10 protein-coding genes and 3 pseudogenes are annotated in these 14,807 nt (G+C 45.1%); 8 read left to right on the top strand and 5 right to left on the bottom strand.

Annotation, left to right across the window (positions count from 1 at the left end; translation table 11 throughout):
* The first annotated feature begins 123 nt into the window (after positions 1-123).
* Positions 124-570: a hypothetical protein gene (locus F6K57_RS00420; protein ID WP_293024438.1), complete on the top strand. Its 447-nt coding sequence runs from the start codon at positions 124-126 to the stop codon at positions 568-570.
* A gap of 171 nt (positions 571-741) precedes the next feature.
* Here F6K57_RS00420 and F6K57_RS00415 read toward each other — a convergent pair whose 3' ends face one another.
* Positions 742-1,188, bottom strand: a complete 447-nt coding sequence (locus F6K57_RS00415; RefSeq protein ID WP_293024436.1) for a tellurite resistance TerB family protein — start codon at positions 1,186-1,188, stop codon at positions 742-744.
* A gap of 195 nt (positions 1,189-1,383) precedes the next feature.
* Here F6K57_RS00415 and ligA point away from each other — a divergent pair.
* The 3 pseudogenes from ligA to F6K57_RS00400 all read left to right on the top strand — a co-directional run.
* Positions 1,384-3,456: pseudogene (ligA, locus tag F6K57_RS00410) on the top strand (NAD-dependent DNA ligase LigA); the annotation flags it as partial.
* A gap of 27 nt (positions 3,457-3,483) precedes the next feature.
* Positions 3,484-3,885 (top strand): annotated as a pseudogene (locus F6K57_RS00405) (helix-hairpin-helix domain-containing protein); the annotation flags it as partial.
* Between the two features lie 66 nt (positions 3,886-3,951).
* A pseudogene (locus F6K57_RS00400) lies at positions 3,952-4,563 on the top strand (helix-hairpin-helix domain-containing protein); the annotation flags it as partial.
* Positions 4,564-4,575: 12 nt separating this feature from the next.
* On the opposite strand, the gene F6K57_RS00395 reads toward F6K57_RS00400, so the two are convergent.
* The 3 genes from F6K57_RS00395 to dusB all read right to left on the bottom strand — a co-directional run bounded on the left by F6K57_RS00395 (position 4,576) and on the right by dusB (position 8,131).
* Positions 4,576-5,808, bottom strand: a complete 1,233-nt coding sequence (locus tag F6K57_RS00395) for a transposase (RefSeq protein WP_293024434.1) — start codon at positions 5,806-5,808, stop codon at positions 4,576-4,578.
* A 494-nt stretch (positions 5,809-6,302) separates the two neighbouring features.
* Positions 6,303-6,482: a 30S ribosomal protein S21 gene (gene rpsU, locus F6K57_RS00390; RefSeq protein WP_008186741.1), complete on the bottom strand. Its 180-nt coding sequence runs from the start codon at positions 6,480-6,482 to the stop codon at positions 6,303-6,305.
* Positions 6,483-7,120: 638 nt separating this feature from the next.
* Positions 7,121-8,131, bottom strand: a complete 1,011-nt coding sequence (gene dusB / locus F6K57_RS00385) for a tRNA dihydrouridine synthase DusB (RefSeq protein ID WP_293063870.1) — start codon at positions 8,129-8,131, stop codon at positions 7,121-7,123.
* A 915-nt stretch (positions 8,132-9,046) separates the two neighbouring features.
* Here dusB and dnaK point away from each other — a divergent pair.
* The 4 genes from dnaK to F6K57_RS00365 all read left to right on the top strand — a co-directional run bounded on the left by dnaK (position 9,047) and on the right by F6K57_RS00365 (position 13,275).
* The gene (dnaK, locus tag F6K57_RS00380) at positions 9,047-10,957 is read left to right on the top strand and encodes a molecular chaperone DnaK (protein WP_293063867.1); all 1,911 of its coding nucleotides are present in this window, start codon (positions 9,047-9,049) and stop codon (positions 10,955-10,957) included.
* Positions 10,958-11,451: 494 nt separating this feature from the next.
* The gene (locus F6K57_RS00375) at positions 11,452-11,616 is read left to right on the top strand and encodes a hypothetical protein (RefSeq protein WP_293063864.1); all 165 of its coding nucleotides are present in this window, start codon (positions 11,452-11,454) and stop codon (positions 11,614-11,616) included.
* Between the two features lie 10 nt (positions 11,617-11,626).
* The gene (locus F6K57_RS00370; protein ID WP_293063861.1) at positions 11,627-12,964 is read left to right on the top strand and encodes an ATP-binding protein; all 1,338 of its coding nucleotides are present in this window, start codon (positions 11,627-11,629) and stop codon (positions 12,962-12,964) included.
* Positions 12,965-13,062: 98 nt separating this feature from the next.
* Complete coding sequence (locus tag F6K57_RS00365; protein WP_293063859.1) at positions 13,063-13,275, top strand: hypothetical protein; 213 nt, start codon at positions 13,063-13,065, stop codon at positions 13,273-13,275.
* On the opposite strand, the gene F6K57_RS00360 is transcribed toward F6K57_RS00365, so the two are convergent.
* Positions 13,234-14,427 carry an HhoA/HhoB/HtrA family serine endopeptidase gene (locus F6K57_RS00360; protein WP_293063857.1) on the bottom strand — a complete coding sequence of 398 codons (1,194 nt, stop codon included), beginning with the start codon at positions 14,425-14,427 and terminating at the stop codon, positions 13,234-13,236. The genes F6K57_RS00365 and F6K57_RS00360 overlap by 42 nt on opposite strands.
* Positions 14,428-14,807 lie beyond the last annotated feature (380 nt).

Below are 14,807 nucleotides of genomic sequence, written 5' to 3'. Positions count from 1 at the left end.
CCTATTACCTGGTAAACACGTCAGTAATTTTTATTTAATTCGAGATAATAACTTGACAAAAATATCCGTGGCGAAGTAATATCATTTTGGTTTCATCAGAAACAAACATTAGAGATAAGTTAGGTGATGAAAATCTTAAAAGTTATCAAAAACGGCATGAACTTCAAATTCGCCCAAGCGTTGAAAGTGCTGTGCGCTTTGTTGGTAGCGGCACAACTGTTTTTAACTAGCGCCCCCCCTGCGATCGCACAACCCATTGGCCCTTGTGTACTAGATCCGGCTGATATTGGTGTGCCCTGTACTCGTGATATCAATCCCTGTGGCAATCCTAGCATTTGCCTCTGCCCGGATGGATATTCCTATGATCAATCTGTCGGCAAGTGCATGATCAAAGACATTTCTATGGCAGGCGGTCCTGGAAAACCTGTTGATAGCAAGTGTGCAATCCCACCGCAGGGTATTTGCACCCGAGACATCAATGCGTGTGGCTATCCGAGCATTTGCCAATGTCCTGGAGGAACCGAATACAGTGCGTTGACTGGTTCTTGTGAAGTACAGGTCGGATACTAGAACCTCACTCTGTTAGTAATTCTATCCAATCCCAGGTGATCACAAGTTAGATTCAGATCATAATTAACAGTTGAGGGTTCACTTTCAGCAGTGAACCCTCAACTGAACAGACTTAGCCAGTTTTGTCAACATTAATTAAGTCAGTAATTGTTAATTAAAATAAAAATCCTATTACCCTTGATTTTTAATTAACATTACCTCTATAATTTTTACGCCAGTTTCCTCTGATATCTCTAAAGCCTGAGAAAGCTCGTTCAAAAAGTCTTCTTCCTCATCGGTAATTTCTCCATCTGCTAAGATAATATCAGTGGCGATCGCAAAGGCTGTTCCTTGTAGCTCATAGGGGAGTGATTTCAGGGCTGCACTAAGAAGAGGATAAGAACCTTGTCGCTGCAGGAGCATCAAAATTCGTTCAAACATTCTTGCCATTACATCAGCTGAGTAGCTCCTAAACAGCTGCATTCGAGATAAGGCAGTAATAATGGCTTGTACTTCAGAATTAGTCGCGTATCCGTCAGCAGCAACAGCGATTAATGCGATCGCAGCAAATGCTTCAGCTGGTCCGAGTGTTGTCTGGCTGTGTTGACGACTAATTGAAATTTTATCAAACAGACCCATTTTTGTTGTCTCTTGGAAAAGTACCTTAGTTAATACCAAGATGACATTGGTGACCGCAAATGGAATTAGTGGAAATACTGAACTTGTGACTAGACTTTGCGAAAGTTTCCTATTCCACCTCAAGCAGGGCTATAGTTAATCTGGTTAATCTGACCAATAAACTAGAGTCAATCTCCATCAAGGATAATCACCCCTGTGGCACCAGTAACCCCCGACGTAAACCAGCGAGTTCAGGAACTGCGGCGACTGTTGCAAAACGCTAGTTATGCCTACTATGTCCTCGACAATCCCATCATGGCAGATGCCATCTACGATCAACTCTACCGGGAACTGCAAGAGCTGGAAACAGAGTATCCTCAGTTAGTAACCTCTGATAGTCCAACCCAGCGGGTAGGAGAAAAACCAGCTACTGGTTTTGTTTCCGTGCGCCACAATATCCCACTGTATAGTCTGGATAATGCCTTTAACCTTGAGGAATTTAATCAATGGCAAGAACGATGGCAGCGTCATATTTCTGGTGATATTTCCCAAGACTCAGGACTCAATACTGAATACGTTTGTGAACTGAAAATTGACGGTTCAGCATTAGCACTGACCTATGAAAATGGGATTTTAGTGCGGGGAGTGACCAGGGGTGATGGGTCCACAGGAGAAGATATTACTCAGAATGTCCGCACTATTCGCTCCATTCCTTTGCGGCTGAATCTAGATCAACTTAATCTAGACGAAAATCTAGACCAACTGCCAGCTTTAGTAGAAGTGCGTGGTGAGGCATTCTTACCTCTGGATGTATTTGAGAGGATTAATCAGGAACGAGCACAAGCAGGTGAGCCATTATTTGCTAATCCTCGTAATGCCGCTGCTGGTACGTTGCGCCAATTAGAACCTCGAATTGTTGCTAAACGGCAATTGGCTTTCTTTGCTTATACCTTACATATTCCGAATCAGGATAGTAGTGAGGAGTACACCATCCCAATGCCCAATTCCCAATGGGATGCTCTAGATTTGCTGCAAAAGCTTGGTTTTCCGGTGAATCCCCATCGCCAATGTTGTGCTTCCCTACAAGATGTTCAGGATTATTACAATCATTGGGATGCGAAACGGAAAGATTTACCTTACCTGACCGATGGGGTAGTGGTGAAAATTAATGCTTTCCCGATACAACAACAATTGGGGTTTACCCAGAAGTTTCCTCGTTGGGCGATTGCTCTGAAATATCCGGCTGAAGAAGCTCCCAGTCGTGTGGAAGCAATTACAGTTAATGTGGGACGCACCGGAGCAGTGACACCCTTGGCTATTTTAGAACCAGTGCAATTGGCAGGGACAACAGTACAACGGGCTGCCCTACACAATGGTGATTATGTTGCCCAATTAGATTTGCGAGTTGGGGATACGGTGATTGTACGGAAAGCGGGGGAAATTATCCCGGAGGTGGTACGTGTCTTACCAGAGTTACGTCCTGATCATGCTAAACCCTTCGAGATGCCTACCCATTGCCCTGTTTGTAATCAACCCTTGGTGCGTCCTAAGGGTGAAGCAGTGACTCGCTGTATTAATTCATCTTGTCCTGCTATTGTTAAGGGCACTCTCACCCACTGGGCAAGTCGTAATGCTCTTGATATTAATGGTTTGGGGGAAAAGATTGTAGAACAATTGGTAGACCAAGGCTTAGTGACATCTGTTGCTGACCTTTATGATTTAACCCTAGAGCAGCTGGTGTCATTGGAGCGTATGGGGCATAAGTTAGCCCAGAAGTTGCTAAATGCGATCGCAAAATCCAAAACCCAACCTTGGTCACGAGTCCTTTATGGGTTAGGGATTCGTCATGTGGGTAGTGTCAATGCTCAAACCCTTGCCCAGACTTTTCCTACCATTGAGCAGTTGGCTCAAGCAACCGTCACCGATATTGAGGGAATCTACGGCATTGGACCAGAAATTGCTCAGTCTGTCTGGGGTTGGTTTCAGATTTCCAGCAACCAAACCTTGATTACTCGATTGCGAGAAGCAGGTTTACAGTTAGCAGCCTCCCAGAACAATATAGCGCTAGATAAACCCCAACCCTTAACTGGAAAAACTTTTGTGATTACTGGCACTTTGCCTACCCTCAAGCGTAGTGAAGCGAAAGACTTGATTCAAAACGCTGGTGGTAAGGTTACTAGTTCCGTTAGTGCCAAAACTGATTATTTGGTGGTTGGGAAAGATCCTGGTTCTAAGTTAGAAAAGGCTAAAGCATTAGGAATTACCCAATTACGTGAATCCCAGCTATTAAGATTTACCCAGAAGTTTCCTGCGATTGTGAAGGGAACTATCACCCACTGGGCAAGTCGTAATGCTCTTGATATTAATGGTTTGGGGGAAAAGATTGTCGAACAATTGGTAGACCAAGGCTTAGTCACATCCGTTGCTGACCTTTATGATTTAACCCTAGAGAAGTTGGTGTCATTGAAGCGTATGGGGTATAAGTCAGCCCAAAAGCTGCTAAATGCGATCGCAAAATCCAAAACCCAACCTTGGTCACGAGTCCTGTATGGGTTAGGGATTGGTCATGTGGGTAGTGACAAGGCTAAAACCCTTGCCCAGACTTTCCCTAACATTGAGAAGTTGGCTCAAGCAACCATCTCCGATATTGAGGGAATCTACGGCATTGGACCAAAAATTGCTCAGTCTGTCTGGGATTGGTTTCAGATTTCTAGCAACCAGACCTTGATTGATCGATTGCGAGAGGCAGGTTTACAGTCGATTGACAAGAGACCTCTGACCCGCTGGGCAAGTCGTGATGCTCTTGATATTAATGGTTTGGGGGAAAAGATTGTCGAACAATTGGTAGACCAAGGCTTAGTCACATCCGTTGCTGACCTTTATGATTTAACCCTAGAGCAGCTGGTGTCATTGAAGCGTATGGGGTATAAGTCAGCCCAAAAGCTGCTAAATGCGATCGCAAAATCCAAAACTCAACCTTGGTCACGAGTCCTTTATGGGTTAAGGATTCGTCATGTGGGTAGTGTCAAGGCTAAAAACCTTGCCCAGACTTTCCCTACCATTGAGCAGTTGGCTCAAGCAACAATCCCCGATATTGAGGGAATCTACGGCATTGGATCAGAAATTGCTCAGTCTGTCTGGGATTGGTTTCAGATTTCCAGCAACCAGACCTTGATTGATCGATTGCGAGAAGCGGGTTTACAGTTATAAGGATCACCTTAAACTATAGCGCTATATAAAATCCAACCATTAACCGGAAAAACCTTTGTGATTACTGGCACCTTGCCTACCCTTAAGCGTAGTGACGCGAAAGACTTGATTCAAAACGCTGGTGGTAAAGTTACTAGTGCCGTTAGTGCCAAAACTGATTATTTGGTGGTTGGGGAAGATGCTGGTTGTGACATACTCCTACACTGATCTTTTCAGATTCAGTGTAGGCTTCTTACCAACTCCACCTATTGGTTCGGATACTCGGTAAGCTTTACTTCGGACGGGATGCCCCACCGCCAACTTCAATATATTTTTTGCCGCATTCACGTCCCGGTCTTCCGTGTATCCACAGTGAGGACAAGAATGAATGCGGTCTTTTAATTTTTTTTGAACTTTTTTGCCGCAATTAGAACAGTTCTGACTGGTGTTTCGGGGGTTCACTGCTTTCGTGGCCAGTCCAGCGATCTCGGCTTTGACTGATAAGATTGACAGAAATTGACCCCAACCAGCATCTAAAACTGACTTGGCCATTTTGCTCTTAGCCAGACCCTTAATGTTTAATTTTTCATGAGCCACTAGATCGTGATTGTCTAGTAAGTCTTTCGCGGTCTTAAAATGGAAGTCTTTCCTGGTATCAGCTACCTTTTTGTGAGCCTTTCCCAATTTAAGAACAGCCTTTTTTCTGTTGTTGCTTCCCTTCTTGGAGCGGCTAACGGCTTTCTGAATTTTTTTTAGCCGTTTTTGAGCTTTTCGGTAGTACTGAGGGATGGGTACCTCGGTACCGTCAGATTTGATAAGGAAAGACTTAAGACCCATGTCAATCCCGACAGGATTAGTGACACTGTTGATCGGGATAATCTCCGGTGCAGAGTCATCTTGAATCAACAGGGTAACGTAATAACCATCGGCTTTTCGGGTTATCGTGGCGGTCTTAATTGTGAATCCATCAGGGATTGGTCTGTGATATATCATCTTGACCTTACCAAATTTTGGTAGGGTCAGAATATTGCCGCTAACTGGATTTTTAGACAAGGATGGAAAAGTAAAAGAGCGGTATCTGCTCTTACTCTTGAATCTTGGTTTTCCGCTCCTGTTGCCATTGCAGTCTCCTTTCAGAAACCGCTTAAAAGCCAGATCTACCCTCTTTACACAGTCTTGTAAGACCTGAGAGTGGATTTCTGCATACCAGGGTCTACTTTTCTTTAGTCCAGGTAGTGTCTTTTTCTGAGAAAAATAGTCTGGTTTTTTTCTTAGTTCTGGTAGATAGCAGGTTAGTGGACAGGAGTTAATAGAACAGCGATTCCGCTCATACCAATTAAATCTGTCAGCTAACAAGTAATTGTACTGACAACGCAACATATCAAGCCATTTTTCGATCTTGGCTATTTGATTTTTGTTTAGTCGCAACTTGTACTGGTAAGCTGATATCACTTTACTGTTCTCCTGTCTATCGACCTAAAACCATGCTAGCATGTGGGTGACCAATTGCAAACCCAGAATAGCCCAAAAATTGAAATACAAAAAACTAGTAGTCAGATTGACTGATTTTGAAAAAAGGCAGTTAAGACAAGAGGCCGAGCGGAGGGGTATGACTCCATCTGAGGAACGTAAGAAGCTTCATAGCTCGCCTACCAATACCAAAAGACCCAGTGCAAAATTCATCCCACACTCATGCTACGCATTGAGATGTGGGATGAATTTTGCCGGACGGCTAAGTTAGAAAAGGCTAAAGAATTAGGAATTAGCCAATTAAGTGAATCCCAGTTGTTGGAATTGCTGTAAGTCACCGTATCCCATACCAAATCTATGTTATCGATTCCCGATTCCCTTACTGTGGTTGGTTAAACCGGTCAGGTGATGGCAAGTAAGTCAACCAAAAAACCCCGCGTCTCATGACCGGGGAGTGTTGACAGTGGATTGAAGGTTTAGCGGTAACGACGCTTGCGTCTGCGAGCGATCGCTTTGCGCTTTTTCTTTTCAATGGGAGTCTCAAAGTGCCGTAGACGCTTCATATCAGCAAAAATTCCTGCTTTAGATACTTGTCGCTTAAATCTACGCAGGGCTGACTCAATACCTTCATTTTCACCGACAACCACTTGGGTCATACTAAATTAATCCTCCTAAATTTGAACAAAAAATTCTACCTATAGTATCATACAATTATACTATCTAGCAAGATTGGTGATAACAAGACGTCATAAGATATTACCAAAAATTTTGGGTAATCGCGCCCTGTCCTTATAGGACGGCTTTTATTTAAACTTTATCTTGACAGTTTGTGATAGGTGTGCTAAAAGAAAAATATAAAAGACTAGATAGATACTATCTAACCATAAGTAGACAACGTAAAAAATATGTATCAGATACATATTGCGTAATTTGGTCTAACGACTTAAACGTCTGCCGAAAAATTTAGATAAAAAAAAGTACCTATCTATCTAATATAAAAAAAAGGTACGGTGGGGCACACCGGAACCTGGATCTGAAATGATCTAAACGCTCGGGGAGATTTGTCCTCTACTCTTCCTGGTTCCGGCTGGCCCACGCAAGACGAGTCGTTGATCCAAGAATCCCCGTTCTTATAGGACGGGGAGTGTCAAACCGTCAAATACTGGAAAAAAAGACTATTTCATTAACAATTGCGGTTGATCTCGATGAAGGTAAGGATTCAGCTATCAGCTATCAGCTATCAGCTATCAGCTATCAGCTATCAGCTGACGGCTGACGGCTGACGGCTGATTGCTTATGGATGAAGTTTAGCGATCGCATTTTCAATCAACTCAACTCCTTGCTCAACCGTCTCTATTCTACTGAGTTTCTGACGCAATTCCCCTGCTCCAGGAAACCCTTTCGCGTACCAACTCATGTGTTTCCGGGACTGATAAATACCCCGCTCCCCCTTATAGTGCCATAGACCTTGTAAATGCTCCTTAGCACATTCAAGCAGTTGTACGGGTGTGGTTGGGGGGAACAGTTGTCCGGTTTTCAGAAAATAGTCTATTTCTCCGACTAGAAAGGGATAGCCCAGGGTTCCCCGAGAACACATTACCCCATCAGCACCGGTTTTTTCCAAGCAGCGCACTGCTGCATCGACGGACAAAATATCCCCATTAGCAATCACTGGGATAGACAGCACATCTTTTACCCGCTTAATCCATTCCCAGCGAGCCGAGCCATTATACCCTTGGTCACGAGTACGGCCATGGAGGGTCAACATCTGAGCCCCGGCATCTTCCATACGTTGGGCAAATTCTACCGCATTGATCTCCTGATTAGTCCAGCCAATACGGGTTTTGACTGTTACAGGTACCTCCACTGCCTTGACTACTGATCGTACAATTGCTTCCGCCGTTTCTGGATCTCGCAGTAAGGCAGACCCGCCACCATTTTTAGTAATTTTATTAACAGGGCAACCCATATTGATATCCACAGTATCTGCCCCTTCTGCCACTGCCCTTTGTGCCGCTTGAGCCAGAAATTCCGGGCGACAGTCGAATAATTGGATACTGATCGGTTTTTCTAATGGGTCTACCTCCATAATCTTGGGCAATTCTCGGAGATACTTTAACTGGCTAGCATGAACCATTTCGGTATACATCATCGACTCAGTGGCGTAGCGACGCACTAGGCGACGAAACACCAAGTCGGTTACTCCAGACAGGGGTGACTGTAAAACCCGGCTGTTGACCTCAACCGAGCCAATTTTAAGGGGTGACGCTAACCGTTGCTGTAATTGTGGAGATAGAACTGGCATGGGTAATGGTGCTGTTTCCGTCGTGATCGCCCTTATTAATAGATAATTGATGCTTTAAAGATACTATAGTGCTGATTATACTTAGCTGATCATACTTATCAGGTAAAGTCAAGTTTCTTACCCCTATTCCCTACTCCCTACTCCCTACTCCCTACCCGGTTTCAGTTTCCTCCACTACTCTCAAGACGGCAAACACAACTGATTTTTTACGGTTCACACCAATCCCAACAGCAGTTAATTTTCGTAAATTAGACACAGGCAAGGCAAGAAAAACGGATAAGGAAAAAAGCAGACATGGGTTTTGACCATAGCAGTCCTAATTGAAACGTGACGGAAATCAGAACTCTGGGTGGATTCTTCCCCAACTTCGGTGATCTTCCCTATGTTCCGACTATCACACCTAATCGAAAATGGCGCTGATTAACCATAACTTTTTTCTTTCCTGCTGCCCCTTGACCGAGAAAATCAGTAGATAATCGGTTATCGAAGAGGGGAGTTTGTTCGCGTAGCGTGGCCTTTGGCCAGGGTAAAATTCATCCCCGTCCTCTTAGGTCGGGGATGAATTTTACCCTCAATGGCGTTAATAAACGAAAAAACTGGGTATCAATCCTACCCGGCTACCCCCGGAACGAGGGAAAGTTACGCCCATGGAGTTAACAGCCACTTAGTTGGTTGTGCCTGGGAATCCCCATCCTCTTAGGTTGGGGAGGTTCAATCAATAGAGAACCGTCCCATCTTAGGTTCGGGAAACCACCCTTCATTAGACTGGCAAATCAAGTTCAGTATAAATAATGGTAATCCAACCGATGGTATAAAAACTGGCAACGGTTATTCCTTGAACCAATCTGACGGATAATTCTCTAATCCTCTCCTACCCTACCAGTATTTGTAGTTATACGCACCCGGAACACTCTTATGGCAAAAGTTGTTGGAATTGACTTAGGTACAACAAACTCCTGCGTAGCAGTAATGGAAGGTGGTAAACCCACGGTTATTGCTAATGCAGAAGGTTTTCGGACAACCCCTTCAGTCGTAGCTTATGCCAAAAATGGCGATCGCTTAGTCGGTCAAATTGCTAAGCGTCAGGCGGTGATGAACCCCGAAAACACTTTTTATTCAGTCAAACGCTTCATTGGACGTAGATACAGTGAAGTCACCAACGAGGCTACCGAAGTATCTTACAAAACTCTCAAGGTTGGTGATAATGTCAAGCTAGATAGCCCAGCTCAAGGAAAGCAATTTGCGCCAGAAGAGATATCAGCTCAGGTGCTACGCAAGCTGGTTGATGATGCTAGCAAGTATCTTGGGGAAACCGTTACCCAAGCGGTAATTACTGTGCCAGCTTACTTCAATGACTCCCAGCGTCAAGCTACTAAGGCAGCGGGTAAGATTGCTGGTGTTGAAGTGCTGCGGATTATCAACGAACCGACTGCAGCGTCTCTGGCTTATGGTTTAGACAAGAAGAGCAACGAAACTATCCTAGTGTTTGACTTGGGTGGTGGTACCTTTGACGTCTCTATTCTAGAAGTAGGTGACGGGGTGTTTGAAGTGTTAGCTACCTCCGGTGACACTCACCTCGGTGGTGATGACTTCGATAAGAAAATTGTTGATCACCTAGCCAAAGAGTTCCAAAGCGCAGAAGGGATTGACCTACGTAAGGACAAGCAAGCTCTACAACGTCTGACTGAAGCCGCAGAGAAAGCCAAGATTGAGTTGTCTAGCGTTATGCAAGCTGACATTAACTTGCCTTTCATCACCGCTACCCAAGAAGGGCCTAAGCACCTGGATATGACCTTGACTAGGGGTCAGTTTGAAGATATTTGCTCTGACTTAATCGACCGTTGCCGCATTCCGGTAGAAAATGCTATCAAGGATGCCAAACTCGACAAGAGTGCCATTGATGAGGTGGTCTTGGTTGGTGGTTCTACTCGGATCCCTGCAGTGCAACAGGTGGTCAAGAAGGTACTTGGCAAGGATCCTAACCAGACCGTTAACCCCGATGAAGTGGTAGCGGTAGGTGCTGCTATCCAAGGTGGTGTATTGGCTGGTGAAGTCAAGGATATCCTACTGTTGGATGTCACCCCCTTGTCCTTGGGTGTGGAAACTCTCGGTGGCGTGATGACCAAACTGATTACCCGTAACACCACTGTCCCCACCAAGAAGTCAGAAACCTTCTCTACTGCTGTGGATGGTCAGACCAACGTAGAAATCCATGTTCTTCAGGGTGAGCGGGAAATGTCCTCTGACAACAAGAGCTTGGGAACTTTCCGATTGGATGGAATTCCCCCTGCACCCCGTGGCGTGCCTCAGATTGAGGTAACCTTTGATATTGATGCCAACGGTATCCTTAATGTTACCGCTAAGGACAAGGGCACTGGTAAGGAACAGTCGATCAACATTACTGGTGCGTCCACCCTATCCGATCAGGAAGTAGACCGGATGGTGAAGGATGCTGAAGCTAATGCAGAGGCTGACCAAGAGCGTCGTGAGAAGATTGACCGTAAGAACCAAGCTGATTCTCTGACCTACCAGGCCGAGAAACAGATTAAAGAACTCGATGATAAATTGCCAGCAGCTGATAAGGAGAAGATCGAAGGGTTGATCAAAGACCTGCGAGAGGCAATTGGCCAAGAGGATGATGAGAAAATCAAGACTCTGACCACTGAGTTACAACAAGCTCTCTACAGTGTTAGTGCTAACCTCTATCAACAAGCTGAGGGGGCTGCTCAGCCTACTGATGCTGGCGCACCAGGTCCTGATGCTGCTGCTTCTGGTAGCTCTGGCGGTGATGATGTCATTGACGCTGAGTTTTCTGAAAGCAAGTAGGGGTTTAGGTAAGCATATGCGCTACCTCACAGGCTAGAAGCCTGTGCCACGCACGCTACGCGAACAGCAGTCAGCGGTCAGCGGTCAGCTTGTTTTATTCAAAAACTGTTCCTGTAGCTTGCCCATTAGCTGATAGCTGATAGCTTATAGTTGATCCCTGGCCAAAGTCTAATCAAGGTTGATGAGTGATAAAATGCTCATCAACCTTTTGTTTATTGGATTTTAGGGAGTAGGGAGTAGGGAGTAGGGAGTCGGAACCCACCCCTAACCCCTCCTCGGAGGGGTTAGGGAATAGGGAATAGGGAATAGGAAATAGGGAATAGGGAAAAAAATTCTCACAATTACGACACGGATTGCTATATGATAAATTAGTAGCTAAAGTCTAGGCAAAAGGCAAAGGGCTAGAGGGAATAGTCGTCAGTTAGTAGAGTTTATTAAAAATAGGGTTATCAGTACTTTTGGCCAAATTAGTAAATCTTTAAAGTAGTTTATATGTGACATTTTTAAACCATAAAAAATCCAACTTAAAGAAACTTTTGCCTCTTGCCTCTTGCCTCTTGCCTCTTGCCTCTTATGAATTCCCGATTCCCGATTCCCTACTCCCTACTCCCTACTCCCTACTCCCTACTCCCTGCTCCCTAAAAACCTTACCCAACTGAAAACCCTATTGTGGATAAACAAACGATTGATTCAATTCAATACCTCCGCTACCAAGCTGCATCTTTGCTAGTTTATCAATCAGTATTGAGTGAAGGAGTAGGTTTAGCGTTTTTGAAACTATTAGAAGCTATGGTGAACAGTGATGTGGATGACATCAGTTGTTTAAAAGCTTATGGTGACTGGTTTCAAGGGTTAGCTAACAAAAACCAAAGTTGGCAAGATTATCTGTTTAGGCAAATCCTGAGGGCTGATAATTCCTTTACCAGGCAAGTTCAAGGTTCTGAATTAGAAACATTACCGCCAGCATTGGTAGAGGCAGCTCGTCATGACTTACAAGCTTTACAAAATATCTATCAGTGCAGCAGTAAACAACTTTGTAAGTGGGTCAAAAGAGCATCTGTTTTACCGGTTGAACTGGTGCCTTGGAATTGTGAGTCAAGTCAATCCAGGTCGGGAGCTGACCAGAGTGATAAACGTACTCGATGGCAAGGGGAGCTGCAAGCTAAACTAAACAATTTAGAGGATTGGGCTGATGGTTTGGAAGCGATCGCAGCATACTATCGAGAGTTTGGGACTGGACTTTTTGCTGACTATCAGGGGTTTCGTTGGCAATCGGGTCAGTTGTTTGGTATTGCCAATCCAGATCCGATTAGACTCAGTGAGCTGGTGGGCTATGAATTGGCGCGGACGCAATTGCTTAAGAATACAGAGTTTCTGCTGAAAGGCTACCGAGCCCTGAATGTATTACTTTACGGTAGTCGCGGTTCAGGTAAGTCTTCTTTGGTCAAGGCGTTGTTAAATGAATACGGTGAGCAGGGATTGCGAATTATTGAAGTCCCGAAATCAGAGATGATTGATTTACCGGTAATTACCGAGCAATTGCGAGACCAGCCTCAAAAATTTATTATCTTTATCGATGATTTATCCTTTGAAGAGGATAATGATTCCTACAAAGCCTTAAAGGTAATGTTGGAAGGGAATTTAACGGCACGACCTGACAATGTTGTGGTTTATGCTACCTCTAATCGACGACACTTGATTCGAGAATTCTTTGATGACCGTCCCCGTCCTAGCAATGAAGAAGTCCATGGTTGGGATACGGTTCACGAGAAACTCTCGTTTAGCGATCGCTTTGGCTTAACCTTAACCTTTGAGAAAGCTGACCAGAAAACCTACTTGAAGATTGTCCAACATTTAGCTACCCTAGCCCAAATCCCCCTTGAGCCTAGTGAAATCAGACGTCGTGCCTTACAGTGGGCAATCCGAGCCAATGGTTTCTCTGGTAGGACAGCACGACAGTTTATTGATTTTTTACACGCAGAGGAAGTCGGGAGTCGGGAGATGTAGGAGATGTAGGGTGGGCAGTACACAGACCGATTAACTCAGCTTGCTAATCCTGTAGCTAGCTACTGCCCACCTAGTCACAATCAATTCATTCAACTATCTTGATTTGCTATTATATCACACTTATCACATTTATTATAAAAATCGCCTTATTTCTTGAATCAACTTCCCCGACTCCCGATTCCCGATTCCCGTTCCCCTCCTGGGAGGGGTTAGGGGTGGGTTCCGATTCCCGATTCCCTACTCCCTACTCCCTACTCCCTCTATTATCATCAATTTTCCATAGGAAAAGCCCCTGGTCGGACGCTGATTAATTTGGTCTTACCGTTACGAAGCACTTCCACCTCTAACTGGGCACCAACTTCTGAGGCTTCTACACCCTGCTGAACCTCAGTGGCATTTTTAACTGCTTTCGACGCAACGGTTTTAATGATATCTCCTGATTTGAAACCAGCTCTCTGGGCGGGGGAGCCTGGCACCACCCGGACGATTAAAACCCCATCATCTTGGTTGACTTTAATGTCAAAGTTTTCGTCGAGATTAATTTTTTCTCTCAACTCTGGGGTCAAGGTCACCATCTGAATGCCTAGGTAAGGATGCTCAACTTTACCTTTAGAAAATAGTTGATTGGCAATCCGTTCCGCAGTTTCCACGGGGATCGCAAACCCTAAGCCTTGGGCATTGGCTCGAATAGCGGTGTTAATCCCAACCACTTCACCAGTGGCATTCAACAACGGCCCACCAGAATTACCAGGGTTAATGGCGGCATCAGTTTGGATAAAGCTGACCCGTTTTTCAGGAACCCCGACTTGGGAACTGGAGCGCCCTAAGGCACTGATGATACCAACGGTTACAGTATTATCTAAACCGAGGGGATTACCAATAGCGATCGCCCATTCTCCTGGGGTCAAATTCTCGGCTTTACCCAAGTTGACTGTGGGCAAGTCCGTTGCTTCAATTTTGACTACGGCTACATCGGTCACTGGGTCAGTGCCCACGACTTGACCGTCAAAGCTGCGACCGTCTTTTAGGGTGACTTTAACTTCCTCTGTGCCTTCTACAACGTGGGCATTGGTAATCAAGCGTCCATCGGAGCTGAGGATAAACCCTGAGCCGGTGCCTTGCTCGATGCGCGGTTGTGGCATGGGCAGGTCTTCCCCAAAAAAGCGCCTAAAGAAGGGATTTTGGAAGGGTTGTGGGATATCCCGTGATACTTGACGGGCGGCATCGATTCTCACTACTGCCGGACCTACTTTTTCTACCGCTTTAGCAATGAAATTCAGGTTTTTCTGGGGTGTAACTGTTGATCGTTGTGGCGTGAATGGTTGTAATACTGCTGGAACGATTTGTGGGCGTCTGATTACCTCTTGCTCTGCCATGAGATAGCGACTACCCAAAACCCCTGCACCTCCGCCCAAGCCCAGCAATGTCAGATAAACGGTCAGCTGCTTTAGGGATAAACTCATGGTTCTAGAATTTTTAATAATTGCTTTTGGGGTCTATATACTTACACTTTACTGAAAAATGAGAAGTGTTGACGGAATAATATTTTTGAGTTAGGGAAAATAGGGGGTGGGGAGTGTGGGAGGTGTGGGGAGTGTGGGAGGTGTGGGTAGAGGCATGAATATAGGGTAATATTATATTGTAGCGCTTTTGATAGGAATTTGGTAAACAGAGCTATTGTTTGGTTGTTGGGTTGAGAATGCGATCGCGTAGCGTGACCATTCGCGAAGCGTGGCCTAAAGGCCAAGGTCAATCGCTTTTAGCGGCTCCAAAGGAGCATCGCGTAGCGTGACCATTCGCGAAGCGTGGCCTAAAGGCCAAGGTCAATCGCTTCCTGTGAATT

The sequence above is a fragment of the Moorena sp. SIO4A5 genome (genome assembly GCF_010672005.1).
GTDB lineage: Bacteria > Cyanobacteriota > Cyanobacteriia > Cyanobacteriales > Coleofasciculaceae > Moorena.
Note: the sequence above shows the minus strand (reverse complement) of the source record. Positions and strands in the feature narration are given on the sequence as shown.